Origin of the sequence: Amnibacterium soli, from assembly GCF_039544415.1 — a bacterium.
GTDB classification, from domain to species: domain Bacteria; phylum Actinomycetota; class Actinomycetes; order Actinomycetales; family Microbacteriaceae; genus Amnibacterium; species Amnibacterium soli.
The window spans coordinates 1-24,683 of record NZ_BAABLP010000001.1 but is presented as its reverse complement, the minus strand read 5'-3'; the positions used below and the strand labels follow the sequence as shown (position 1 = coordinate 24,683).

Here is a 24,683-nt window from a genome sequence, read left to right as displayed (position 1 = left end):
TGCCCGTGAGAGTTCTGGTCGCGGACGACGACCCGCAGATCCTGAAGGCGCTGCGGATCATCCTCACCGCGCACGGCTACGACGTCTCCCTCGCCCGCGACGGCCGCGAGGCGATCGACGTCGCCGCGCACGACCGGCCCGACGTGATCGTGCTCGACCTCGGCATGCCCGGGCTCGACGGGGTCGCGGTCATCGAGGCGGTGCGCGGCTGGGCGACGACGCCGATCCTCGTCGTGTCCGGCAGGACGGACACGAGCGGCAAGGTCGACGCCCTCGACGCCGGCGCGGACGACTACGTGACGAAGCCGTTCGCGACGGAGGAGCTGCTCGCGCGCCTGCGCGCCCTGACCCGCCGCGTGTCCGAGACGGCGGACGCCCCGACGGTCGCGTTCGGCGACGTGGTCGTGGACCTCGCCGCCCGGCGGGTGACGCGGGCGGGCGCGGAGGTGCGGCTCACGCCGACCGAGTGGGCAGTGCTCGAGCAGCTCGTGCGGAACCCGCGGCGGCTGGTGACCCAGCAGACGCTGCTCACGAGCGTGTGGGGGCCGACGCACACCCGCGACTCCGGCTACCTCCGGATCTACCTCGGCACCCTGCGCAAGAAGCTCGAGCCCGAGCCGAGCCGGCCGCGCCACCTGATCACCGAGCCCGGCATCGGCTACCGCTTCGTCCCCGACCCCGACTGACGCTTCCCCTCCGGCTCCGATGAGAGGGTCCGCCGCCCCGCGGACACTCCCCGGCATGCGCACCCGGATCCTGCCCGCCGCTGCGGCGGCCCTGCTCGTCGTCGGCGCGCTCGCGGGCTGCACCGCGAGCAGCGGCGGATCCGCCGCGAGCTCGGGCGGCTCCGTCGGGGGCTTCGTGAGCGGCGAGGGCGTCGCCGGTCCGGCGGCGGCGAAGGGCGCGACGGCGGACCGCTCGGTCGTCACGACCGGCTCGCTGCAGCTCGTCGCCCGGCACCCGATCACGGTCGCGGGCCGCATCACCGACCTCGTGGAACGGGCCGGCGGGCGGGTCGCGACCAGCAGCGAGGACCCGACGGGCACCCCGTCCGCGCGCCTGGCGCTGCGCATCCCCGCCGCTGCGTTCCCGCGCGTGCTCGACGCGATCGAGCGCGAGGGCGACGCCGTCCGCGACGTCTCGATCGGGTCGAGCGACGTGACCGCGGAGGTGACGGACTACGGGGTCCGGACCGCGAACCTCCGCACCTCCATCGCGCGGCTGCAGACGCTGCTGTCGAAGGCGACCTCGAGCAGCGCCCTGGTCGAGATCGAGGGCGCGCTGACCGACCGGCAGGGGAAGCTGGAGCAGCTGCTCGCCGAGCAGCGGACGCTCGCCGACCAGGTCGCCTCGGCCACCCTGACCGTGTCGATCGTCGTGCCGGCCGCGGCGCCGCGGAGCGGCCCGACCGACTTCCTCGGCGGCCTCGTGACGGGCGCCGACGGCCTGGTCCGCACGGCCGCCGCCCTCGCGGTCGGCGTCGGGATCGTGCTGCCCTGGCTGCTCGTGCTCGGCGCGATCGGCGGCGTCGCCGGTCTCGTCGTGCGGCGGGTGCGGCGCGCGCGACCGACGTCGGCGTGACCGGGGTCCTCCTGGGCACGCACCTCCCCCGCGGCGTCACGCGCTGGCAGGATGCGGCGATGGCCGAGCCGGCGAGCGACGCGGACCTGCTCGCGCAGGCCGGTCGACGGGCCGAGGCCGCGTTCGGCGAGATCGTGCACCGGCACGGGCGCCCGCTCTACGCCGTCGCGTACCGCTGGCTGGAGTCGCCCGCCGATGCGGAGGAGATCGTGCAGGACGCGTTCCTGCTGCTCTGGCGGAAGCGCGCCCGGGTCGTGCTGGTCGGCGACTCGGCGCTGCCCTGGCTGATCGTCACGGTCAAGCACCTCGCGGCGAACCGGCGGCGCGCGCGGATGCGGCGCGAGCAGCACGAGCGGCGGGCGCGGCTCGAGCCGCGGTTCGCCGACCTCGACGACGAGCGCGGCGCCGTCGCGGACCTGCTGCGGCGGGCGTTCGCCGCCCTGCCGCCCCTCGACGCCGAGATCGCCCGGCTCTGCCTGCTCGAGGACGTGACCTACGCGGAGGCGGCGGCCCGCCTCGGGCTGACGGAGGGGGCCGTGCGGAACCGGCTGAGCCGCGCCCGCACTCGGCTGCGCCGCAGCATCGACGAGCAGGGGACGGAGGACGCCCCATGAGCGACGGCCTCCCCTCCGACGAGCAGCTGCGCCGCATCGAGCGCGGCGTGCAGCAGCGCATCCGCGGCCGGCGCCTCGCGGCGCAGCGGGTCGCGGGCGCGCTCGTCGCGGTGCTGCTCGTCGTCGGCGGCATCGCGCTGGTGCGGCCCGTGCTCGGGACTGCCGGCGGCGCCGCCAGCAGCTCGGGCGGCTCGGGCGGGTTCGTCAGCGGCAGCGCCGTCGTCGCCGTGGTCTGTCACGGCGCGACGGGCGCCACCGTCGTGAAGGCGTCCGAGGCGGGGCTGCCCGCCTCCGCGCTCGACGCGTGCGCCGCCGCCGGGTCCCGGCTGTCGACCGCCCGCCCGCGCGCGCTGCAGGAGGAGGCGCCGAGCCCGTCCGCCTCCCCCGCGGCTGTGCTGTGCCGCACCGCCGAAGGCGGGCTGCACGTGTACCCCGGGGGCGCGGCGACCTGCGCGGCGCATGCGATGACCCGCGTGCGCGGCTGACGGGCACCCGCCGTACGGAAGGATCGGGCGCATGGCGACGCGCGCGTTCGGGGCCGAGCTCCCGGCCTGGGTGGACGAGGAGGTCGAGGCCGCGCGAGCGGACCTCGGCACCGACGAGGGCCGGATGCGCCTCCTGAACCGCCTCGCGGAGCGGAACGTCGCGGAGGGCAGCGGCGGCCCGTTCGCCGCGCTCGCCGTGCGCTCGGGCACCGGCGAGGTCGTCGCCGCCGGCGTCAACCTCGTGCTCGCCTCCGGGCTCTCGTCGATGCACGCGGAGGTCGTGACGATCTCCGTCACGCAGGCGCGGCTCGGCACCTGGGACCTCGGCGCGGAGGCGGACCCGCTCGAGCTGTGGGTCAACTGGCGGCCGTGCGCCATGTGCTACGGCGCGACCCTCTGGTCGGGCGTGCGCGCGCTGGTCGTCGCGGGCGACGGGCCCGAGCTCGAGGCGTTCACCGGCTTCGACGAGGGCCCGATGCGCGACGACTGGGCGGCGCAGCTGGAGGCGCGGGGCGTGGCCGTGCGCATCGGCGTGCTGCGCGACGAGGCGGTCGCCGTGTTCCAGCGCTACGGGGCGATCCCGGACAAGACGGTCTACAACGCACGGACGGGGAGCGGCGCATGAGCGCGGACGTGATCGTGGTCGGCGGCGGCATCAGCGGCGTCGCGTGCGCCCGGCGGGTGGCGGACGCCGGCCTCGCGGTCCGCGTGCTCGATCGCGGCCGGCGCATCGGCGGGCGGCTCGCCGCGCGCACCGCGGACGGGCACGCCGTCGACCTCGGCGGGCCGTACTGCACGGTGTCCGACGACCGCTTCCGCGCGGTCGCCGACGACTGGCTGACGCGCGGCCTCCTCCGCGAGTGGACCGACACCTTCCGCACCGCCGGGCCCGACGGCCTCGGCGAGTCGAAGACCGGCCCGATGCGGTACGCCGCGCCGGGCGGGATGCGCAGCCTGGTCGAGGACCTCGCGACCGGCCTCGACGTCGAGCAGCGCACGGTCGCCTCGATCGGCCCGGGCCGCACCGTCGACGGCGAGGCGGACGCCGCCGCCGTCGTGGTGCTGGCGATGCCGGGCCCGCAGGCGGTGCGCCTGCTGCGCGCCGAGCACCTGGAGCTCGTCGAGGAGGCGGACCAGCCCTACGGCGCGGGCATCGCGGTCGTCGCCCGGTTCGCCGAGCGCACCTGGCCCGACTTCGACGCGGCGTTCGTCTCCGACCTGCCGATCCGGTGGCTGGCCGACGACGGCAGCAGCCACGGCGACGGGGCGCCCGTGCTCGTCGCGCACGTCACGCCCGACGTCTCGGCGGAGCACCTCGACGACCCCGACGCGGTGATCGAGCCGGCCCTCGACGCGATGCGGCGGGCGCTCGCCGTCGACCTCGCGCCGACGGACGCGTTCGCGCACCGGTGGACGTTCGCGCAGCCCACCGCCTCCCGCGACCGCACCTTCCTCCTCGCCCCGACGGGCATCGCGCTGTGCGGCGACGGCTGGAGCGGGAAGAGCCGCGTGGAGGCGGCCTGGCTCTCGGGCGACGACCTGGGCGCCGCGATCGTCGACCGCCTCACCTGACGGCCCCCTGCCCGTGGTGCCGGTCCGGGCACGTTCCCGGGCCGAAGACGTGACGGAAGCGGCAACACGAGGGCTTCAGCCCACGAGTCGCCATAGCCTGCAGGAGAGCGGGCCCGCCACCCACGTCGAGTGGCAGCCCACCACCCTGCGAGCACGTGTCGCCACTTCGGGCACGTTCTCGAGCGAAAAGCGTGTCCGAAGTGGCAACACCGGATGGGTGGGGCCCTAGGAGGCGTCCCTCGCCTGGGCGGTGAGCGCGCGCTCCGTGCGGCTCAGGTTCTCGGCCACGAGGCGGCGGAGGGGCGTGGGCGCCTCGTCGTGCGCGTCCAGCCAGGTGCGCGCCGCGGTCGCCAGCGCCTCGTCGGCGAGCGGACGCGGGTAGGCCCCTCTGGCGACGGAGTCCGCGATCGCGAACGAGCGGTCCACCCACAGCTCCGCGATGCCCGCGAAGTAGCGCTCCACGAACGGCTGCAGCAGCACCGGGTCCTGCACGCGCAGCAGGCCCCGCACGGTCGCGTCGACCTGCGCGTTCGTCAGGTCGGTCGACTCGAACAGCGAGGCCCAGGCCGCCTCCTTGCCCTCCGGCGTCGGGATCGCCGCCCGGGCGCGCAGGGCGGACTCCTTGCCGGTGGCCGTCGCGTCCACGTCGAGCAGCGCGGCGATCTCCGGCTCCCCCGCGCGCCCGCCGACGACGAGGCCGGTAAGCAGCTGCCAGCGCAGATCGGGGTCGAGCGGCAGGCCCTCGGCCGCGCCGCCCGCCAGGTCGGCGAGGGCGTCGAGCTGCTGCTCGGTCCGCGCGACGCGGGCGAAGGTGCGGGCGAGCTGCAGCTGCGCGTCCGAAGCGGGCGCCGCCTCCGCGAGCAGGCGCAGCACGCCGTCGCCGAGCGTCTCGAGCGCGGCGGTGCGCCCCGCCGGGTCCACGTACTCCTCCGCGGCGAGCACCGCCTGGTTCAGCAGGGTGCCGCGCAGCGTCGGCGAGGTCTCGGCGCCGAGGTGCGCGACGACGAGCCGCACGAAGTCCGACGGCGACGCCTCGCCGTCCCGCGTCATGTCCCAGATCGCGCTCCACAGCAGGGTGCGCGGCAGGCCGGCGGCGACGGACGACAGCGCGTCCTGCGCGACGGCCAGCGAGGAGGGGTCGAGCCGCACCTTCGCGTAGGCGAGGTCGTCGTCGTTCAGCAGGATGATCGCCGGCCGCTTGCCGCCGACCAGCACGGGCACGTCGGTGCGCTCGCCGGCGACGTCGAGCTCCTCCCGCTGCACCCGCACGAGCGCGCCGTCCTCGCCGTCCGGCTGGTAGAGGCCGACCGCGAGGCGGTGCGGACGCAGGTCCTGGTCCCCCACCGGCGCCGGCGCCTGCTTGATGACGAACCGGGTGATGACGCCGCGCGGGTCGGTCTCCACCTCCGGGATCAGCGTGTTCACACCCGAGGTCTCGAGCCACTCGGCGCTCCACGACTGCAGGTCGCGGCCGCTCGCCGCCGCCACGTGCTGCAGCAGGTCCGCGAGCGTCGCGTTGCCCCAGGAGTTCTCGCGGAGGTAGGAGGCGACGCCCGCGAAGAACTCGCGGCGGCCGACGTAGGCGACGAGCTGCTTCAGCACGCTGCCGCCCTTGGCGTACGTGATGCCGTCGAAGTTCACGGCGAGGTCCTCGACGGAGGCGATCTCCGCGACGATCGGGTGCGTCGAGGGCAGCTGGTCCTGCTCGTAGCCCCAGTTCTTCTCCGTCGTCGTGAAGGTGGCCCACGACTCGGTCCAGCGCGTCGTCTCCGAGGTCGACAGGAACGACATGAAGGTGGCGAACGACTCGTTCAGCCACAGGTCGTCCCACCAGCGCATGGTGACGAGGTCGCCGAACCACATGTGCGCGAGCTCGTGCAGCACGACCATCGCGCGCTGCTCCCGCTGCGCCTCCGTCGGGGTGGAGCGGAACACGTACACCTCGTTGAAGGTGACGAGGCCCGGGTTCTCCATGGCGCCCCAGTTGTACTCGGGCACCGTCACCTGGTCGTACTTCGCGAAGGGGAACGGGATGCCGAACGCGTCCTCGTAGAAGCCGAAGCCGCCCTTCGTCGTCTCGAAGACCTCCTCCGGGTCGATGAACGGCGCGAGGGAGGCGCGGGTCAGCACGCCGAGCGGGATCGTGCGGCCGTCGGAGGTGGTCAGCTCGTCGGTGTGGGCCACCCACGGGCCGGCGATGAGGGCGACGAGGTAGGTGGAGAGCGGCTCGGTGCGCTCGAAGCGCCACCAGCGACCGGCGTCGCCGACCGCCTCCTGCGACGCGACGGGCTGGTTCGAGCGCACGTCCCACCCGTCGGGCGCGGTGACCTCGAGCGCGTAGCGGCCCTTCAGATCGGGCTGCTCGAAGCAGGCGAACACCCTCCGGGCGTCGGTCGTGGCGAGCTGCGTGTACAGGTACACCTGCTCGTCGGCGGGGTCGACGAAGCGGTGCAGCCCCTCGCCGGTGCGGGAGTACCGCATGGTGGCGACGACGGTGAGCTCGTTCTCCGCCTCGAGCGGCGGCAGCGCGATGCGGACGCCGTCGCTGACGCCCGCGTCGAGGTCGCGGCCGTTGAAGCGCACCGTCTCGACCTCGACCGTCAGCGCGTCGAGGAAGGTCGTCGCGCCGGGCACCCCGTGGAAGCGGATGGTCGTCGTCGACCCGAAGGTCTCGGGCCCCCGCGTGAGGTCGAGCGCGATGTCGTACTCGAGGTCGGAGACGAGCGCTGCTCGCTCCTCCGCCTCGACTCGGGTGAGGTTCTCGCCGGGCATGGGGCCATCGAACCGCACCCCGCTGACGGCGCGCCTCAGCGAGGGCCGCGGGCGCGCGGGATCAGACGTCCGCGACCAGCGGGGCGACCTCCGTGCCGAGCAGCTCGATGCCGCGAAGCAGGTCCTCGTGGGCCAGCAGCGGGTTCGTCATCTGCAGGGAGAGCCGGTCGACGCCGCCGACCTGCTCCGCGACCCGGCGGATCTTGTCCGCGACGGTCTGCGGGTCGCCCATGAAGAAGGCGCCGTCGGGGCCGGAGGTGGCGTCGAACTGCGCGCGGCTGGGCGGCGCGAACCCGCGCTCGCGCGACACCGCCGTGAACATCCTGTGCCAGCCCGGGTAGATCGTGTCGGACGCGGCCTGCGTGCTCTCGGCCACGAACCCGAACACGTGGAGCCCCACCTTGAGCTGCTCGGGCGCGTGGCCCGCGTGCGCGCCGGCGCGGCGGTACAGGTCGATGAGGGGTGCGAACTGGCGCGGCTCCCCGCCGATGATGGCGACCATCAGCGGCAGCCCGAGCAGGCCCGCGCGGGCGAACGACTCGGGGGTGCCGCCGACGCCGACCCAGATCGGCAGCGGGTCCTGCAGCGGCCGCGGGTACACGCTCTGGTGGTTCAGCGGCGGGCGGTGCCGGCCGGACCAGGTGACCTCGACGGAGTCGCGCAGCTGCAGCAGCAGGTCGAGCTTCTCCTCGAACAGCGAGTCGTAGTCGTGCAGGTCGAGGCCGAACAGCGGGAACGCCTCCGTGAACGAGCCGCGCCCGACGACGAGGTCGATGCGGCCGCCGGAGATCAGGTCGAGCGTCGCGAACTGCTGGAAGACCCGCACCGGGTCGTCGGCGCTCAGCACCTTCACCGCGCTGCCGAGCCGGATGCGCTCGGTGCGGGCGGCGGCCGCGGCCAGGATCACCGGCGGCGCGGAGTCGTAGTACTCGCTGCGGTGGTGCTCGCCGATCCCGAAGGAGTACAGGCCTGTGCGGTCTGCGAGCGCGATCTCCTCGAGCAGGTGCCCCATGCGCTCCGCCGGGCCGACCACGTGGCCGGTCCTCGGGTCCTCGACCGCGGACACGAAGCTGTCAACACCCAGATGCATGCCCCGATCCTCCCCCAGGTCAGGCGCGGCTGAGCACGAGGTAGCGCTCGTCGTCGACGGGGCCGCCCCAGAGCGCATCGATGCCGCTCAGCGGCACGACCTCGACGTGCTCGCGCAGCGCTCGCAGCATCCCCTGCAGCGCGTCGGCGCGGAGCCCGACCCCCGTGTGCCAGAACCCCTCGACGAGCACGAGGCGGCCGCCGGGGCGCAGCAGCGCGATCCACCGCGCGAGGACCGCCTCCGGCTCCGGCAGCGCGAACAGGACGTGGCGGGCGAGCACGACGTCGAAGGCGCCCGCGGGCAGCACCGGCTCGGCGACGTCGCCGAGCAGGAGGCGGGCCCGGTCCCCGACCTTGGCCGCCGCCCGCTCGAGCATCGCCGGGGCGCGGTCGACCCCGGTCACGTCGTGCCCGTGCTCGGCGAGCAGCAGGGTGAGGCTGCCGGTGCCGCACGCCAGGTCCGCGACGGCTGCGGGAGGCGTCGGGAGGTGCGGGCGCAGCACGTCCCACCACGCGGCTCGGACGAGCGGGTCGCGCAGCCCGTGGTCCGGCGCGTCGTCGAAGCCGTCGGCCAGGGCGTTCCAGTCGTCGCTCATCGCCCCACCCCATCACCTTGCTCACGCTTCGTGCCGCGTCGGCGTCGCCGAGGCGGCACGAAGCGTGAGCGAAGATCAGAGGGGCAGCACCGGGAAGGGCCAGCGGCGGCGCAGCCAGCGGTCGTGGCTCGCGAGCACCACCGCGCCCGGGTGGGTGCCGAGCGCCTCCTCCAGCTCCTCCGCGAGCGCCAGCGACAGGTGGTTCGTCGGCTCGTCGAGCAGCAGCAGGTCGGGCGGGTCCGCCACCGCGATCGCGAGGGCGAGCCGCCGCTGCTGCCCGACGCTGAGCGCGCCGACCGGCCGGTCGAGGTCCCGGCCGGCCACGAGCCCGAGCGTCGACAGCGGCACCGCCTCCGCCCGCGCCTCCCCCAGCGCCGCGCGGTACACCGCGCGGACGGGGAGGGCGGGGTCCGGGAACACGACGTCCTGCGCGAGCAGCGCCGTCCGCAGGCCGGGAGCCCGCTGCACGGAACCGCCGGCCGGCTCGAGCCGACCGGCGAGCAGCAGGAGCAGCGTGGACTTCCCCGCCCCGTTCGACCCCGTGACCAGCAGCTTCGCGCCGGGGTCCACCGCGAGCGTCGTCGGGACGAGCCGCCGCGCGACCGTCGCGCGCGCGAGCAGCGCGAGCGCCCCCTCCCGCACCCCGCCCGACGGGCCGAGCAGCCCGCCGAGGTGCAGCTCGGGCGGCGGCTTGCGCACCTGCTCGCGCTCGAGGTGCTCGAGCCGCACCCGCGCGTTGCGCACGAGCCGGCTCGTGACCTTCGCGTCCTTGTCCGAGTAGAACTTCGTCAGACCGGCGCGGGCGCCCTGGTAGTGGTCCTTCCTGTTGGTCTGCCGCGCGGTGACGGCGACCTCGTGGCGGAGGGCGTTCAGCTGCTCCTGCTCCGTCTCGAAGCGCTGCTGCCAGCGCTGCCGCTCCGCCGTGCGATGCGCGAGGTAGGCGGTGTACCCGCCTCGGGAGGAGCGCAGCCCGTAGCCGGAGCCCGCGTCGTCGCCGAGCACCACGTCGGCGAACGGCATCGGCGCCGGGTCGAGGTCGACGACCCGGGTGGCGACCGCGTCGAGGAAGGCGCGGTCGTGGCTCGCGAACAGGACCGGTCCCGGCCAGGCCGCGAGGGTGCGCTCGAGGAACGCCACCGCCTCGTCGTCCAGGTGGTTCGTCGGCTCGTCGAGCAGCAGCGCGGCCGGGCGGGCCAGGAGGAGCGCGGCCATCGCGACGCGGGACCGCTGCCCGCCGGACAGGGAGCCGACGGGCCGGTCCAGGCCGAGCGCGTCGACGCCGAGCCCGGCGGTCACCTCCCCCTGGCGGGCGCTCGCGCTCCAGGCGGCGGTCGCGTCGGCGTCCTCCAGCGCCTCCACCAGCCGCGCGTCCGCGCCGCGCTCCCCGCGGGCGACCTCGGCGGAGGCGGACTCGACCGCGGCGACGGCGCGGGTCGCCTCGGCGAGCGCGTCCTCGAGCACCCGCCCGACGGTCTCGTCGGGCGGGTACGGCAGCTCCTGCCGCAGCAGAGCGGTGCGGAGGGGCACCTCGACGGTGCCGGCGTCGGGCTCGTCCAGCCCCGCGACGATGCGGAGCAGGGTGGACTTGCCCGAGCCGTTCTCGCCGATCAGGCCGACGCGCGCCTCCGGCCCGACGACGAGCGAGACGTCGGTGAGGACGCGGCGGTCGCCGAAGGTGCGGCTGACGCCGTCGATGCGCAGCTGGGCGGTGGCGGTGCGGGAGCGGGTGCGGTGGGCCATGCGGCGCCTTCCGGGATCGGAGGGGCGCCCGGCGGGCGGGTGGTCGGAGGCGCGTCGGCGAGTGCCTGCGAGAGGCTGCGGACGGGCTCGACGACGCCTCGGCACGGGCGGCGGAACCGGTCTCAGAGCAGCACGGACGGAACGCTACGCGATCTTCGTCCTGCGGGGAAGATCGTCCTGCGGGACGACGACCGGTCAGGCCGCGGTGGCGAGGGCGTCGCCCAGGGCCGTGCGGCGGTAGACGACCGAGCGGCCGATGCGGGCGCGCGCGACGAGGCCCGCGTCGAGCAGCACCTTCAGGTGGTCGCCGGTCGCGCCGAGGGAGGCGCCGGTCAGCGCCGCGAGCTGCGAGGTGGACGACGGCACGGCGAGCGCGAGCAGCAGGCCCGCCCGGCTGCGGCCGAGCAGCGGCGCGAGCGGGTCCGTCGGCGGGTCCGCCTCCTCGAACACGAGCCCTGCGCCGCGGCTCGGGTAGACGATCGTCGGCTGCCACGCGTCCTCCCCGTACACGGCGAGCCCCTGACCGATGAACGCGGAGGGGACGAGCAGCAGGCCGCGGCCGCCGAGTACGGCGGCGGCCGCGAGCACGCGGTCGACCGTCAGCGCCCCGTCCACCCAGGCGATCGACGGGTGCATGCCGGTGAGCGCCGCCGACCAGCCCACCTCCGTCAGCCGGTCGGCGCGGAAGCGCACGTCGCGCTCGAGCACCGCGCGCACGCGCGGCCAGTCGGGCGCGAGCACCGCGCGCCAGGCGAGGGCGATCGCGTCCGCGAGCCGGTCGGTGAGCCGCGGGTCCTCGAGCACCGCCGCGACCGCCTCCCCCGGCCGGCGCAGCGCGCGGATCTCCGCGACCTCCGCGGCCACCACGTCGGGGTCCGCGCCGCGGATCACCGCCAGGTCGTCGTCGACCGTCTGCGCCATGCCCGCGGGCGGCGGGGCGGAGAAGGAGGCGCCGGCGCCCGGCCCCTGCAGCCACGCGAAGGCCTGCACCCCGGCATCGCCCCGCACGGCCTCGAAGCCGCTGCGGAAGCGGCGGGCGATCGGGGCGCCCGGCGCCGCGCGGTACAGGGTGCGGATCAGGTGCGCCAGCTCGAACGTCGGCGACACCGCGAAGCGGGACGACGCGATGTCGGTCGGTCCCACCTCGATGCGCAGCACGTCTACCTTTCGCCGCAGGGCGAAAGCGTACCGCCCGTCCGACCGTCGGCAGCAGGCTCGAGCCATGACGGACACGCGCACCACCTACCGCTCGGTGTTCGCCTCCCGCGGCTACCCCGCGCTCTACGGCGGGACCGCGCTGAACATGACCGCGAGCTCGCTGCAGGTGCTCGCGTTCTCCGTCGCGGTCTACGACTCGACCCGGTCGCCGGCCTGGTCGTCGATCGCCTTCGCCGCCGGGTTCCTGCCGCAGGTGATCGGCGGGGCGGTGCTGCCCTCGCTCGCCGACCGCGTGCCCGCCCGCCTCCTGCTGCCGGTCGGCGCCGTCGTTCGGCTGGTGTCCGCCGCGCTGCTCGCGTCCGGCGCGCTGGGGCTCGGCGGCGGACTGGCCGTCGTCGCCGTCGCCGCCGTGCTGCAGCCGCTGTTCGGCGCCGGGCAGTCGGCGCTCGTGTCGCGCCTGCTCGACGGCGACCGGTACGTGCTCGGCCGGTCGCTGTTCACCGTGACCTCGATGGTCGCCCAGCTCGTCGGCATCGCCGTCGGCGGCGCGACCCTGCAGGCGCTCGGGCCGGCACCCGCGCTGCTCATCGCAGCCGGCATGCAGCTCGTGTCGGCCGTGGTGTTCGCGGTGGGCCTCCCCTCGCTGCCCGTCGTCCGCGTCGACCGGCCGCGGTGGCACCCGGCGGAGACCCTGCACGGGTACCGCGCGGTGCTGCGGGTGCCGGTGCTCCGCGGCCTGCTGCTGCTCTGGTGGACGCCGCTCGGGCTGTTCGTCGGCGCGGAGTCGCTCGCCGTGGCGTACGCCGGCGCGCTCCGCGCGGACGGGTGGACGACGGCCCTGCTCATCGGGGCGACGCCGGCGGGGGCGCTGCTCGGCGAGGTGCTGGTCGGCCGGCTCTGCCTGCCCTCGACCCGCGAGCGGCTGGTGCTGCCCCTCCTGCTGCTCGTCGGCGTCGGCCTGCTGCCCCTCGCGCTGACCCCGCCTCCGCTCGTCGCCGCGGCGCTGCTGCTCGTCGCGGCCGTGGGGCTCGCCTACGAGCTCGGTCGGCAGCAGGTGTTCCGGGACGCGCTGCCGGTCGGCGGGGAGGCGGTCGGCTTCGGCCTGCTCGGCGTCGGGATGATGACCGGGCAGGGCGTCGGCCCGCTGCTGGCCGGCCCGCTCGGCTCGGCGCTCGGCGTCGGCCCCGCGATGGCGGTCTGCGGGCTGCTCGTGCTCGGCAGCGCGGTGCTGCTGCGCCGCGTCGCCGTCGGCGCCGGCGATCGGGAGCCGGCCGCTACGGTCGGCGCATGAGCCAGCTGCACATCACCGGCGACGACGCCGCCGACGCGCTCCTCTCCTCCGACCCGTTCGCCCTGCTCGTCGGGATGCTGCTCGACCAGCAGGTCGCGATGGAGACCGCGTTCGCCGGGCCCGAGAAGATCCGCGAGCGCCTCGGCGCCATCGACCCCGCGACGATCTCGGGCGAGGACCCCGAACACCTGACCGCCGTGTTCAAGCAGCCGCCCGCCGTGCACCGCTACCCGGGCTCGATGGCGGGACGCGTGCAGGCCCTCGCGACCGCCGTCCAGGACGAGTGGGGCGGCGACGCCGCCGCGATCTGGACGCGGGACGCCCCGGACGGCGCGGAGGTGCTGCGGCGGCTGAAGGCGCTGCCCGGCTTCGGCGACCAGAAGGCCCGCATCTTCCTGGCGCTGCTCGGCAAGCAGCGCGGCTTCACGGGCGCCGGCTGGCAGCAGGCCGCGGGCGCCTACGGCGAGGAGGGCTTCCGCTCGGTCGCGGACATCACGAGCCCCGAGTCGCTGACGAAGGTGCGGGCGTTCAAGCAGGAGCAGAAAGCCGCCGCCAAGCGCTGAGCGCCCGACGCGATCGGCGACGGCTCAGGCGGGCGCGCGCCGGGCGGCGAGGGTGGCGGCGAGCACGCCGAACACCAGGAACGCGAGGGTCGTGCCGAGCACCACCAGCATCGGCGCGAACCAGTTCCCGACCGCCTGGTGCACCGCCCCGACCGCGGGCGGCGCGGCGGCCGCGACCAGGTAGCCGACCGACTGCACGAACGCGGACAGCGCCGTCGTGCGCCGGGCGTCGCCGCCCACCTCCGCGATGATCGTGAAGATCGCGGTGAACCCGCCGCCCTGCGCGATGCCGCCGGCGATGCTGCCGAGCAGGAAGTGCTCCGGCGCGGCGAGCAGCACGACCGGCAGGCTCACCCAGAGCAGCCCGATCAGCCCGATGACCGTGCGGGGCCGGAACCGGAGGCGCAGCAGCGGCACGATGATCGCGCCGGCGATGCCGCCGAGCTGGAACACCGACGACGCCGACCCGGCGACCGCGGCGGAGTAGCCGCGCTCGTCGGAGAGCAGCGTGGGCAGCCACGTCGTGACGCCGTAGTAGCTCGAGCCCTGCGCGGCGAAGGCGATCGCGAGCAGCACCGCGAGCACGTCGGGGCGGAACCGGGCGCGCTCCGCGACGGTCGGCGGCGGCAGGAGGGGCGCGTTCCGGCGGCTGCGCTGCAGCACCACGACCCATACGACCGCTGCGACGACCCCGGCGACGCTCCACGCGGCGATCGCGACCCGCCAGCCGAGCAGCGCCCCGAGCGGCACGGTGATCAGGGAGGTGATGACGGTGCCGACGTTGATCGCCACGGAGTAGACGCTCGTCGCCGCACCGCGACCGCGCGCGGGCACGTCGCGCCGGATCACCGTCGGCACGAGCACGTTGCCGATGGTCACCGCGACCCCGAGCAGCACCACGGAGGCGACGGCCACCCCGAACCCGTCGAACGACCGGAGCACGGTGGCGACGACGATGCCGCCGATGCACCACTCGATCGCGCCCTCGAGCCCGACGCGGCGCGCGAGCCACGGCGCGAGCGGCGTCGTGAGGCCGAAGCAGAGCAGCGGGATCGTCGTCAGCAGGCCGAAGCCCGCGGGCGACACGTCCCAGCCGCGCTGCGCCTCGACGGCCACCGGCGCCAGCGCGACGAGCGGGCTGCGCAGCTGGAACGCGAGCAGCGCGATCGCGGCGAGCAGCAGCACCAGGCGCCTGCGGGCGGCCCGCTCCTCGTCCGTCCGCATCAGGCCCCCAGTCTGGCAGCCCGCCGCTGATCCGGCCCTGGACCAGCCGCCTCCCGGGTCGGGATGATGACCATCGGACGCGGCCACGAGCCGCCCACGAGCGACCTGAAGGAGCACAGGATGCGAATCGGCGTCCCCACCGAGGTGAAGAACAACGAGTACCGCGTGGCCGTCACGCCCGGCGGGGTGATCGAGCTGGGCCGCCGCGGGCACGAGGTGCTGCTGCAGGCGGGCGCCGGGGTCGGCTCCGGCTTCTCCGAGGACGCGTACGCCGCCGCGGGCGCCCGGATCGTCGACGACGCGGCCGCCGTGTGGGGCGACGCCGACCTGCTGCTCAAGGTCAAGGAGCCGATCGAGTCCGAGTACGGGTTCCTGCACGCCGGGCAGACGGTGTTCACCTACCTCCACCTCGCGGCGGACCGCCCGCTGGTCGACGCGCTGGTCGCCTCCGGCACCACCGCGATCGGGTACGAGACGGTGCAGCTGGCCGACCGCAGCCTTCCGCTGCTCATCCCGATGAGCGAGGTCGCCGGCCGCCTGTCCGCCCAGGTCGGCGCGTACCACCTGCTGAAGCCGGAGGGCGGCGCGGGCCTGCTGCTCGGCGGCGTCGCCGGCACCCCGAAGGCGAAGGTCGTCGTGATCGGCGGCGGCACCGCCGGTGAGCACGCCGCGGCGGCCGCGGTCGGCCTCGGCGCCGACGTGACCGTGATCGACGTCGCGCTCCCCCGGCTCCGGCAGCTCGAGGTGCGGTTCGGCGACCGCATCCAGACCCGCACCTCCACCTACGCGGAGATCGCGGACCAGGTGCGCGACGCCGACCTCGTCGTCGGCTCGGTGCTGATCCCCGGCGAGCGCGCGCCGAAGCTCGTCACCGACGAGATGGTCGCCGCGATGCGGCCGGGCAGCGTGCTCGTCGACATCGCGATCGATCAGGGCGGCTGCTTCGAGGGCTCGCGCCCCACCACCCACGACGACCCGGTGTTCCGCGTGCACGACGCCGTCTACTACTGCGTCGCGAACATGCCGGGCGCGGTGCCGGCGACCTCCACCCGCGCCCTCACGAACGCGACGCTGCCCTACGTGCTCGCGCTGGCGGACCAGGGCCGGGAGGCGGCGACGGCCGCGGACCCGGCGCTGCAGGCGGGCGTGAACGTCGCCGGCGGCGAGGTGGTGAACCCGCACGTCCGCCACACCCTCGAGCGCACCGCCTAGCCGGCTTCGCTCACGCTTCTTGCCGTCTCGACCGCGCTGCAGCGGCACGAAGCGTGAGCAAGGTCAGGAGAGGAGGTCGCGGACGTCGTCCGCGGTGAGCGCTGCGGAGAACGGCTCGCCGTCGTCGACGACCGCGTCGAACAGGTCCTGCTTGCGGCGCTGCAGGGCGAGCACCTTCTCCTCGATCGTGCCCGCGGCGACGAGGCGCCGCACGGTGACCGGCTTGTCCTGCCCGATGCGGTGAGCGCGGTCGATCGCCTGCGCCTCCGCGGCCGGGTTCCACCACGGGTCGAGCAGGTACACGAGGTCCGCCTCCGTCAGGTTCAGGCCGAACCCGCCCGCCTTCAGGCTGATCAGGAACACCGCCGCGTCGCCGGTGCGGAACCGGTCGATCGCCGCGTCGCGGTCGCGCGTGGCGCCCTCGAGCAGCGTCCAGGGCACCCCCTCCTCCTGCAGTCGCGCGCCGACGAGGCGGAGGTAGGAGGGGAACTGGCTGAACACGAGCGCGCGGCGGCCCTCGGCGAGCGCCTCGACCAGCTCGGCCGCGAGCAGGTCGAGCTTCGTCGAGCGCACCCCGTCGTGCTCCTGGTCCACCAGCGCCGCGTCGAGGGCGAGCAGGCGCAGCAGCGTCAGGGAGCGCAGCACGATGAACCGGTTGCGGTCCATGTCGGGCAGCAGGCCGAAGAGCTTCCGTCGCTCGCGCTGCAGGGTCACGTCGTAGAGCGCCCGGTGGTCGGGCGACAGGTCGACGGACAGCACCTGCTCCTCGAGGCTCGGCAGCTCGGGCGCGACCTGCTCCTTGGTGCGGCGCAGCACGAAGGGCCGCATCCGCACGCGCAGACGGGCCAGCCGCTCGGCGCGGTGCGCGGCGTTCGCCTCGGGGGCGCTGCCGGCGCCCGCGCCCTCGGTGTACCCGGCGCGGAGCCCCTCGATGGGCCGCACGTACTCCTCGCGGAAGCGGCGCACCGAGGGGAACAGCCCCGGCACGGTCAGCGACAGCAGGGCGTGCAGCTCGGTCAGCGAGTTCTCGAGCGGCGTGCCGGTGACCGCGATCGTGCGCCGCACCCGCAGGTCGCGCACCACCTGGTGCGTCCGAGCGCTGGCGTTCTTCACCGCCTGCGCCTCGTCGAGCAGCACCGCGCTGAAGGCGCCGTCGGCGGCCAGCCGCGTGAAGGTCGTCGCGTCGAGGCGGAGCCGGGCATAGGTCGCCACGACCAGATCCGCTCCGGCGACCAGGTCGGCGATCGGGGTCTTCGGGCCGTCGGCGTCGACGATGCGCCGCACGTCGAGCTGCGGGGCGAAGCGCGCCGCCTCCGCGAGCCAGTTCGAGGCGACGGAGGTGGGCGTCACGACGAGGATGGCGCCCCGGGCCTCGGCCGCCGTCTCGTGCACGTGCTGCGCGAGCGCGAGGCACTGCACCGTCTTGCCGAGGCCCATGTCGTCGGCGAGCACCCCGCCGAGCTCATGCCGCCAAAGGAATGCGAGCCAGGCGAAGCCCTCCTGCTGGTACGGCCGCAGCACCGCCTGCAGCCCCGCCGGAGTCGCGACCGGCTCGGGCGGGGCCTCGACCGCGCTCCGGAGGGCCCGCCACTCGACCGCCTCCGTCGCCCTGTCGGCGAGGTCCTCGAAGTCCACCCACTGGGCGACCCGGGTGCGCGGGATCGCGAAGCCCGAGGCCCACTCCGGGATCTCCGCGGACTCCTCGACGAGGTCGACGAGCTCGCGGAGGCGCGGGTGGGCGAGGGAGAGGAAGGTGCCGTCCACCAGCTTCAGCCGGCGCTTGCCGCTCGCGATCGCGGTGAAGAGCGGCCCGAACGGGACGTCGCGGCCGTCGACGGTCACGGTGACGCCGAGGTCGAACCAGTCCGTGCGCTCGGTCGGCTCGACCGTCACCTCGATCAGCGGCTCACCGCCGACCACCACGGGCGCCGGGGCGCCCACGCGGTCTACCCGCACGTCCGGCAGCGCCTCGAGCACCGGCAGCACGTCGGCGGCGAGGTCGAGCGCCTCCTCGTCGGTGAGCGTCCGCGGCGCGGGCAGGCCCCGGCTGGGCCACCACCCCGGCGGCAGCGCGGCCACCACCGGCTCGGGCGGAGCGGGCCGCCGGGCGTGCAGGCGCTCCCACCGCCAGGCGAGGGTCGCGGCGCCGTCGTCGCCGGTGCGCACGGTGAGCACGAGCAGCGGCGGCTTCGCGGCGGCCACCTCGACGGAGGCGTCGCTGCTCACGACGGCGAACCGGTCCTGCAGCGCCGGCAACCAGCGCTCCCGCAGCTCCTCCGCCGCTTCGGGCGGCACGAGGAGGGGGTCCCGGCCGAGCAGCCCGGGGTCGACGGGCGCGGCGAACGGCGCCAGCACCACGTGGGCCGGGCTCCTGCCGGTGACCCAGACGCCGTGGTCGCCGACCGCGTGGGCGAGCCCGCTCGGCACGGGCTCCCCGTCGACGAGCAGGCGCGGGGCGACGCGGAAGCCCTCGGCGACCCGGACCGCGTCGAGCGCCAACGACGCCTCGCCCGCCAGGCGGGCGGAGCCGCTGCCCGGAGCGACGAGCGGCACGCCGAGCGCCTCCCCCTGCGCCAGCAGCTCCCACACCAGCGGGTTCGGCGCCTCGTCGAGGAACAGCCAGTCCGGGTCCTGCCCGGCCGCGGCGGGGACCGCGGCGCGGTACAGCGCGCCGAGCTCGCAGGCCCAGCGGTGCTGCACCGGGTCGAGGTTCAGCCGGTTACGGGTGTGCGGCAGGGACTGCCAGGTGAGCGCGCCGCGCGCCCAGCCGGCGCCCGTGCGGATCACGGGACGCACGCCGAGCCGCAGGGCGCCGACGGAGTCGCCGGTCGCCGCGCGGGTGGTGGGCCCGTTCCAGCGGTGCGCGGTCCGCGGCAGCAGCTCGCGCGCCTGCACCTGCAGCGCCATCGGCACGGTGACCGGCGCCGGCTCGGCAGCGCCGCGGTCCCGCAGCAGGCCGTCGAGCGCATCCCGCCATCCGTCGCCCGCGCTCACCGGACCACGCTGTCACACCCCTCGGACCCCGCCCGCCGCTCAGGCGCGCCAGACCGCCGCGTCGTGGGCGAAGCGGGCCTCGACGACCCGCTCGAGCAGCGCCGGGAACCAGTCGGGCGGCGGCGCCGCGCGGTCGTCCCTCCGGCGCACCGCCTCCGCGTCCGCGGTCCAGCCGGAGGCGGTGAGGTGCGTCTGCCCGGCGAGCAGCAGACCGCCGTCGAGCAGCAGCGACTGATGCCCGGCCGTGTGCCCGGGCGTCGGGACGAGCCGCACGCCCGGCGCGACCTCGGTCTCCCCGTCGAGCGCCTCGTAGCGGGCGCCCGGGAAGTCGACGACGCCGGCGACCGTGTAGTCGGGGGTGCGGGCCGCCTCCAGCTCCGCCCGCTGCACGAGGACGGGTCGTCCGGGCAGCTCGGCGTTGCCGCCGGCGTGGTCGAGGTGCAGGTGGCAGTTCGCGACCAGGGTCACGTCCTGCAGGCGCGCCCCCGCGGCGGCCAGCGCCGCGCGCAGCGGGATGCGCTCCGGCCGGTAGTGCGCGTCGACCTCCGGGTCGCCCGAGGCGATGCCGGTGTCGAACAGCAGGAGACCGTCGGGCAACGGCACCAGGAAGCCGTCGAGCGCCTCGACGCGGTCCCAGCCGTCGGCCGTCTCCTCGCCCGGGCGGACGATGGTCCCGAACCGGACGCGGCGGACGTCGTGCATTCAGCGAAGGTACGCGTCGACGAACAGGGGGCCGCGGATCTCGCGGAACCGGTCGACGACGCGGTCGATCAGCGCGTTCGAGATCGAGGGCCCCGTCACGTCGAAGGGACCGATCGCGGGCAGGGGGTCGAGGCGCACCCGCACCACCTCCCAGCCGACGCGGCGGAGGAGGCGGTCCTTGCGCTCGTCGACCGCCTCCCGCCTGCCCGAGTGCTCGAGCCCGTACCGCCCGACGGTGTCGAACTCGACCGCGATCCGCAGGTCCGCGAGCACCAGGTCGGGCCACGCCTCGAGGTGGTCGAAGAACGGCTCGCGCAGCCGGATCGCGTTCGGCGTCGCGTCCCACTCGAGCCGCGCGGCCAGGCGCGCCTGCAGCGCGGGCTCCGCGGCGGAGGCCGCCTTCGGCGCGCAGACGCTCACGAAGGCCTCGCCGGGCGGCAGCTCGGGCGTCTTCGTGCACAGCGGACCGACCTTGCGCTTCGGTGCGGGGGCTCCGGTGCCGATCGGCCGCTCGTGGGCCCCCTCGGCGCAGCGCGGGCACCAGGTCGACTTCCGGCGCCGCCCGGCGCCGGGTCGCATGCGCTGCTCCTCCGGCGTGGCGATGAAGCGGTGCCCGGCGTCGCACTGCCACTGCAGCCACACGTCCGCGGACAGCGGCACCTGGCTGAGCACGATCCCGCGGTTGAGGTCGGAGTGGTACTGCTTCACCAGCACCGGGTAGCGGTGCCACTCGTGGAAGTAGGTGCCGACCGCGTAGGGCACGGTGCGCCCCGTGGAGGCGCGGCGGCGCTCCCACCAGGCGTCGACCGGTTCGGGCACGCGCACACCGTAGGCGGCCCCTCCGTCACCGGGTCGGCGTCGACCAGGATGGAGCCGTGGCACCGCCCGAGGACGACGGCTGGTCGCCGATCGCGACCGAGTGGGCGACGCGGTGGGGCGGCTTCGCGGACCCGGCCCGCCGGGCGCTGCTCGACGCGGCCGCGGTCGGCACGGGCGTTCGACTGCTCGATGCGGGCTGCGGCAGCGGGGAGCTGCTGCGCCTCGCCGCCGACCGCGGCGCGGCGGTGGCGGGCTGCGATCCGTCGCCGGCGATGCTCGCCGTCGCCGGGCGCAGCGCACCGGAGGCGGACCTGCGCACCGGCGGGCTGGAGGCGCTGCCCTGGCCGGACGGCGCGTTCGACGTCGTCACGGCGGTGAACGCGCTGCACCTCGCGGACCAGGGGCCGGCGCTGGCGGAGGTGCGGCGCGTGCTCGCGCCCGGCGGCCTCCTCGCGCTCGCGGGCTGGGCGGAGCGGTCGCGGAACGAGCTCGGTGTGCTCGAGGCGGCGGTCGCGGCGGCGGACGGCGAGCCACCGGCCGAGGACCCGGAGGACCGGTTGCCCGGCGGGCTCGAGGCGGTGCTCGCCGCGGGCGGCTTCGCGCTGGTCGCTGCGGATCTGGTCGAGGCGACCTGGACCGCCGTCGACGACGAGGCGCTGGTGGCCGGCGTGCTGCTCGGTGAGGACGTCGGGACGAAGGGTGAGCTCGGGCCCGCGGTCGTCGCCGCTGCGGCACCCTTCCGCTCGTCCGACGGGGTCGTGCGGCTCCGGAACCACCTCCGCTGGGCGGTCGGGCGCCGCTGATCCGTCCGCTGCGGCGGCGGATCGCGGCCGCCCCAGACCGTGGGACACCGCCGCGGGTCCCCTCGACCGCGCCGCCGCCGTCGCAGGAGACTCGGGCGCATGACCGTGCGCACCCTGCTCGCGCGCCCGCTGCCCGCGGCCGCCGCGACGACGGTCGTGCTGCTGCCGCTGCTTTTCGCGACGGTGCTGATCTGGACCTCGGGGCCGTCGCCGGAGCCGGTCGACTTCACCTGGTTCGGACCGGGCGGGGCGGAACTGCTCACCGGCCGCTGGAACTCGGTCTTCGGTGAGCCCGCGGTGCAGGCCGGGCCGTTCGAGCTGCTGCCCTTCGGCCTCGCTCAGGTGCTCGGCGTCTCGGGCGTCCTCGGGTGGACGGTCGTGCTGACGGCGTCCGCGGCCGCCTCCGCCTTCCTCACCGCGCTCGTGCTGCGGCCCCGCTTCGCGCCGGACCTGCGGTCGTCCGTGCTGGCGGCGGGCGGCACGCTCGTCGTGTCGCTGGCGGGCGCTGCCGCGACCTGGACGCTGGGTCATCCGGCGGAGGCGCTGATCCCGCTGCTGTGGGTCGCCGCCGGGCGGCTCGCGCTGCGGGACCGCCCCGTGCTCGCCGCGGTGCTCGTCGCGGCCTCCACCGGCTTCGAGGTCTGGGGCGTCCTGGGCGCACCGGTCGTGCTGCTGACCGCGCACCCGCGGTTCGTCCGCTCGGCGCTCGCGGGCATCGCAGCACTGGCGGTGCTCTGGCTGCCGTTCGCGGTCGCGGGGCCGTTCCGCATGTTCTCGTTCGCCTGGCCCGTGCTCGAGCACAGCCTGCTGCACCAGCTGCAGCCGGAGGCGACGACCTTCCCGTGGAGCCTGCGCGTGCTGCAGGCGCTCGTCTCGGTCGGCGCGGGGACCGGCGTCGCGCTGCTGCTCCGCCGCCGCGACCGCGCCTGGGGGCCGTGGGCCGTGACCGTCGCCGTGGTGGCCGGCCGCCTCGTCCTCGACCCCGTGCTGGCGACGTACTACTGGGTCCCGGTCCTCACGGGTGCGACCGGCGCCCTGGTGCTCGCCGCGCACCGCCGCGACCTGCTCGCCGCGGCCGTCTGCAGCGGCGCCCTCCTGCTCGCCGCCGAGACCGCGTCGCCCGTGCTGCGCGCCGCGGCGCTGGTCGGTCTCGCCCTGGTGGCCGCAGCGGCGGCCTCGCGGCGCACGGGGCGGCATCGCCTGGTGCGCGCCTCCCCGCTCCGCCGGAGGCAGGCGCTCCAGGACGCCTGAGCCGGACAGCGGTCCGCCGTGCTCCGCACCGACCCCGGGGGCCGGTGAGGAGCACGGCGGACCGTGCGACGGGCGGGACTACCTCGCGGAGGCGGGCTCCGGCACGCCGTCCTGGGCCCACTCGCCGACCGCGGGGGTCGGCTCGGAGACCTGCTCGCCGACCTGGTCGACCTTCTTCAGCGGCGGGAGGTTCTTCTCCACCTCGGCGCCGAGCCAGGCGTCGACCTGCTTCCAGTACTGCACGGCCCGCTCGCGGATCTCGGGGATCGTCACCTGCGCGACGTGGCCGGTCACGTTCTTCGCGAGCCGCTCGCGCTGCTCCTGGTCCATGACCTGGTTGACGAGCGCGTTCGCCTGCGAGAAGTCGTCGTCCTCCGCGTGCAGGGTGACCGAGCTGCGCACGAGCTCGCCGTCCGACAGCCAGCCGCCGGCCTCGCCCGCGCGCTCCGGGTCCGCGTGCGGACCGGCGAACGAGTTCGGCGCGTAGACGGGCTTGGAGGCGGGCGGGAACGTGTAGTTCATGGCGCCCTCCTTCGAGTACGAGTGCAGGGGCGCCTCGGCCGGAGCGTTGACCGGCAGCTGCTGGTAGTTCGTCCCGACGCGGTAGCGCTGCGCATCCGCGTAGCTGAAGATGCGGGCCTGCAGCATCTTGTCCGGGCTCGCGTCGATGCCGGGCACGAAGTTCGACGGCGCGAAGGCGACCTGCTCGATCTGCGCGAAGTAGTTCTCCGGGTTCGTGTCGAGCGTCATGGTGCCGACCTCGATCTCGGGGTAGTCCTCGTGCGGCCACACCTTGGTGAGGTCGAACGGGTTGAAGCGGTACGACTTCGCGTCCTCGTAGGGCATGACCTGCACCTTGAGCGTCCACGTCGGGTGGTCGCCGCGCTCGATCGCCGCGTAGAGGTCGCGGATGTGGAAGTCCGCGTCCTGGCCGGCGATCTGGTCCGCCTGGTCCTGCGTCAGCGTCTCGTGGCCCTGGTTCGTGTGGAAGTGGTACTTCACCCAGAAGCGCTCGCCCGCGGCGTTGATCCACTGGTACGTGTGCGAGCCGTACCCGTTCATCTTCCGCCAGGACGACGGGATGCCGCGGTCGCCCATGAGCCAGGTGACCTGGTGGGCGCTCTCCGGCTGCAGGCTCCAGAAGTCCCACTGCATGTTGTTGTCGCGGAGGTGGCTGCCGGGCAGGCGCTTCTGCGAGCGGATGAAGTCGGGGAACTTGATGCCGTCCTTGATGAAGAAGACGGGGGTGTTGTTGCCGACGAGGTCGTAGTTGCCCTCGCTAGTGTAGAACTTGATCGCGAATCCGCGCGGGTCGCGCCACGTGTCGGGGCTGCCCTGCTCGCCGGCGACCGACGAGAAGCGGATCACGAGCTTCGTGTCGACGCCCGGCTGGAACAGCGCGGCGCGGGTGTACTGCGAGACGTCGCCGGTCACCTGGAAGTGGCCGAAGGCGCCGCCGCCCTTGGCGTGCACGACGCGCTCCGGGACGCGCTCGCGGTTGAACTGGGCGAGCTTCTCGACCAGGTAGTGATCGGTCAGGACGATGGAGCCGTCGGCTCCGACGCTCTGCGAGTGCTGGTCGCTCGCGACCGGGGCGCCGCTGTTCGTGGTGGTGTGCGTCATGCCGCTCCTTCTTCTCCGGTGCCGTCGAGCGCCTGATCGCGCTCGGCGGCGCATCCGGGGCACAGGCCCCAGAACGTGACCTCCGCCTGTGCGACGGAGAAGCCGTGGGTGTCGCCGGGGAGGAGGCACGGAGCCTCCTCGCTCACGCAGTCGACGTCGACCACGCGAGCGCACGCGGTGCACACCAGGTGGTGGTGGTTGTCCCCCACCCGCAGCTCGTAGCGCGCGGCGGACCCGGCGGGCTCGATGCGCCGCAGCACCCCGTGATCGGTGAGCACCTGCAGGGCCAGGTACACGGCCTGCAGGGTCATGGGCACCCCCGAAGCCGCGACGCCCGCGCGCAGCTGCTCGGCGGTGGCGTGCGGCTGCACCGCCAGCGCCTCGAGCGCCGCCGTCCGCCCCCTGGTGACCTTCAAGCCGGCGGCGCGGAGGCGCTCGGCGGGCTGGAGGAGGGGAGGGTGCGGCATCTAGACCATCATGCGACGACTTGAACCGCTCAAGAAATCGCGGGATCACTCGGGCGTGTCCGACAGCTGCAGTCCGCACTGCTCGATAAATGCGAAAGGCCCCCGAGACTGTCGTCTCGGGGGCCTT

The 24,683-nt window shown here is 75.3% G+C and carries 22 protein-coding genes; 11 read left to right on the top strand and 11 right to left on the bottom strand.

Annotated features, from left to right (window positions below; all coding sequences use genetic code 11):
• Positions 1-5 precede the first annotated feature (5 nt).
• The 6 genes from ABEA53_RS00110 to ABEA53_RS00085 are packed head-to-tail and all read left to right on the top strand — an operon-like array spanning position 6 to position 4,252.
• On the top strand, positions 6-686 hold the full coding sequence (locus ABEA53_RS00110; protein ID WP_345478847.1) for a response regulator: 681 nt from the start codon (positions 6-8) through the stop codon (positions 684-686).
• A 55-nt stretch (positions 687-741) separates the two neighbouring features.
• Positions 742-1,581, top strand: a complete 840-nt coding sequence (locus ABEA53_RS00105) for a DUF4349 domain-containing protein (RefSeq protein WP_345478845.1) — start codon at positions 742-744, stop codon at positions 1,579-1,581.
• A gap of 59 nt (positions 1,582-1,640) precedes the next feature.
• The gene (locus tag ABEA53_RS00100) at positions 1,641-2,195 is read left to right on the top strand and encodes an RNA polymerase sigma factor (protein ID WP_345478844.1); all 555 of its coding nucleotides are present in this window, start codon (positions 1,641-1,643) and stop codon (positions 2,193-2,195) included.
• The gene (locus tag ABEA53_RS00095) at positions 2,192-2,680 is read left to right on the top strand and encodes a hypothetical protein (RefSeq protein ID WP_345478843.1); all 489 of its coding nucleotides are present in this window, start codon (positions 2,192-2,194) and stop codon (positions 2,678-2,680) included. Before ABEA53_RS00100 ends, ABEA53_RS00095 begins: the two co-directional genes overlap by 4 nt.
• Before the next feature lie 31 nt (positions 2,681-2,711).
• Positions 2,712-3,305 (top strand): nucleoside deaminase, encoded by a 594-nt coding sequence (locus ABEA53_RS00090; RefSeq protein ID WP_345478842.1) that lies wholly within the window; start codon positions 2,712-2,714, stop codon positions 3,303-3,305.
• Entirely contained in the window at positions 3,302-4,252 is a 951-nt protein-coding gene (locus ABEA53_RS00085) for an NAD(P)/FAD-dependent oxidoreductase (RefSeq protein ID WP_345478841.1), read from the top strand. Before ABEA53_RS00090 ends, ABEA53_RS00085 begins: the two co-directional genes overlap by 4 nt.
• A 225-nt stretch (positions 4,253-4,477) precedes the next feature.
• Here ABEA53_RS00085 and pepN read toward each other — a convergent pair whose 3' ends face one another.
• The 5 genes from pepN to ABEA53_RS00060 all read right to left on the bottom strand — a co-directional run bounded on the left by pepN (position 4,478) and on the right by ABEA53_RS00060 (position 11,607).
• Complete coding sequence (pepN, locus tag ABEA53_RS00080) at positions 4,478-7,024, bottom strand: aminopeptidase N (RefSeq protein ID WP_345478840.1); 2,547 nt, start codon at positions 7,022-7,024, stop codon at positions 4,478-4,480.
• 61 nt (positions 7,025-7,085) lie between these two features.
• Positions 7,086-8,114: an LLM class flavin-dependent oxidoreductase gene (locus ABEA53_RS00075; protein ID WP_345478839.1), complete on the bottom strand. Its 1,029-nt coding sequence runs from the start codon at positions 8,112-8,114 to the stop codon at positions 7,086-7,088.
• 19 nt (positions 8,115-8,133) lie between these two features.
• Positions 8,134-8,709, bottom strand: a complete 576-nt coding sequence (locus ABEA53_RS00070) for a class I SAM-dependent methyltransferase (protein WP_345478837.1) — start codon at positions 8,707-8,709, stop codon at positions 8,134-8,136.
• A gap of 75 nt (positions 8,710-8,784) precedes the next feature.
• Entirely contained in the window at positions 8,785-10,449 is a 1,665-nt protein-coding gene (locus ABEA53_RS00065) for an ATP-binding cassette domain-containing protein (protein WP_345478836.1), read from the bottom strand.
• A 195-nt stretch (positions 10,450-10,644) separates the two neighbouring features.
• Positions 10,645-11,607 (bottom strand): DUF5937 family protein, encoded by a 963-nt coding sequence (locus ABEA53_RS00060; protein WP_345478835.1) that lies wholly within the window; start codon positions 11,605-11,607, stop codon positions 10,645-10,647.
• A 64-nt stretch (positions 11,608-11,671) separates the two neighbouring features.
• On the opposite strand from ABEA53_RS00060, the gene ABEA53_RS00055 reads away from it, so the two are divergent.
• Complete coding sequence (locus ABEA53_RS00055) at positions 11,672-12,898, top strand: MFS transporter (RefSeq protein WP_345478834.1); 1,227 nt, start codon at positions 11,672-11,674, stop codon at positions 12,896-12,898.
• A complete protein-coding gene (locus ABEA53_RS00050; protein WP_345478833.1) occupies positions 12,895-13,461 on the top strand; it encodes an HhH-GPD-type base excision DNA repair protein in 567 nt (188 codons plus the stop codon). The genes ABEA53_RS00055 and ABEA53_RS00050 overlap by 4 nt, the downstream gene beginning before the upstream one ends.
• A gap of 24 nt (positions 13,462-13,485) precedes the next feature.
• Here ABEA53_RS00050 and ABEA53_RS00045 read toward each other — a convergent pair whose 3' ends face one another.
• Positions 13,486-14,685 carry an MFS transporter gene (locus tag ABEA53_RS00045; protein ID WP_345478832.1) on the bottom strand — a complete coding sequence of 400 codons (1,200 nt, stop codon included), beginning with the start codon at positions 14,683-14,685 and terminating at the stop codon, positions 13,486-13,488.
• A gap of 120 nt (positions 14,686-14,805) precedes the next feature.
• Here ABEA53_RS00045 and ald point away from each other — a divergent pair, with 120 nt between their 5' ends.
• Positions 14,806-15,897 (top strand): alanine dehydrogenase, encoded by a 1,092-nt coding sequence (ald, locus tag ABEA53_RS00040; protein ID WP_345478831.1) that lies wholly within the window; start codon positions 14,806-14,808, stop codon positions 15,895-15,897.
• 63 nt (positions 15,898-15,960) lie between these two features.
• Here the strand turns inward: ald and ABEA53_RS00035 are convergent, their stop codons facing one another.
• Genes ABEA53_RS00035 through ABEA53_RS00025 form a run of 3 tightly spaced genes read right to left on the bottom strand, consistent with a single transcriptional unit; the run spans position 15,961 to position 20,412 of the window.
• On the bottom strand, positions 15,961-18,891 hold the full coding sequence (locus tag ABEA53_RS00035; RefSeq protein WP_345478830.1) for a DEAD/DEAH box helicase: 2,931 nt from the start codon (positions 18,889-18,891) through the stop codon (positions 15,961-15,963).
• A 39-nt stretch (positions 18,892-18,930) separates the two neighbouring features.
• Complete coding sequence (locus tag ABEA53_RS00030) at positions 18,931-19,593, bottom strand: MBL fold metallo-hydrolase (RefSeq protein ID WP_345478829.1); 663 nt, start codon at positions 19,591-19,593, stop codon at positions 18,931-18,933.
• Positions 19,594-20,412: a hypothetical protein gene (locus ABEA53_RS00025; protein WP_345478828.1), complete on the bottom strand. Its 819-nt coding sequence runs from the start codon at positions 20,410-20,412 to the stop codon at positions 19,594-19,596.
• Positions 20,413-20,468: 56 nt separating this feature from the next.
• On the opposite strand from ABEA53_RS00025, the gene ABEA53_RS00020 reads away from it, so the two are divergent.
• Entirely contained in the window at positions 20,469-21,215 is a 747-nt protein-coding gene (locus ABEA53_RS00020) for a class I SAM-dependent methyltransferase (RefSeq protein WP_345478826.1), read from the top strand.
• A gap of 99 nt (positions 21,216-21,314) precedes the next feature.
• On the top strand, positions 21,315-22,466 hold the full coding sequence (locus ABEA53_RS00015; protein WP_345478825.1) for a hypothetical protein: 1,152 nt from the start codon (positions 21,315-21,317) through the stop codon (positions 22,464-22,466).
• Positions 22,467-22,544: 78 nt separating this feature from the next.
• Here ABEA53_RS00015 and ABEA53_RS00010 read toward each other — a convergent pair whose 3' ends face one another.
• Positions 22,545-24,089: a catalase gene (locus tag ABEA53_RS00010; protein ID WP_345478824.1), complete on the bottom strand. Its 1,545-nt coding sequence runs from the start codon at positions 24,087-24,089 to the stop codon at positions 22,545-22,547.
• Positions 24,086-24,556: a Fur family transcriptional regulator gene (locus ABEA53_RS00005; protein WP_345478822.1), complete on the bottom strand. Its 471-nt coding sequence runs from the start codon at positions 24,554-24,556 to the stop codon at positions 24,086-24,088. The genes ABEA53_RS00010 and ABEA53_RS00005 overlap by 4 nt, the downstream gene beginning before the upstream one ends.
• Positions 24,557-24,683: the final 127 nt, after the last annotated feature.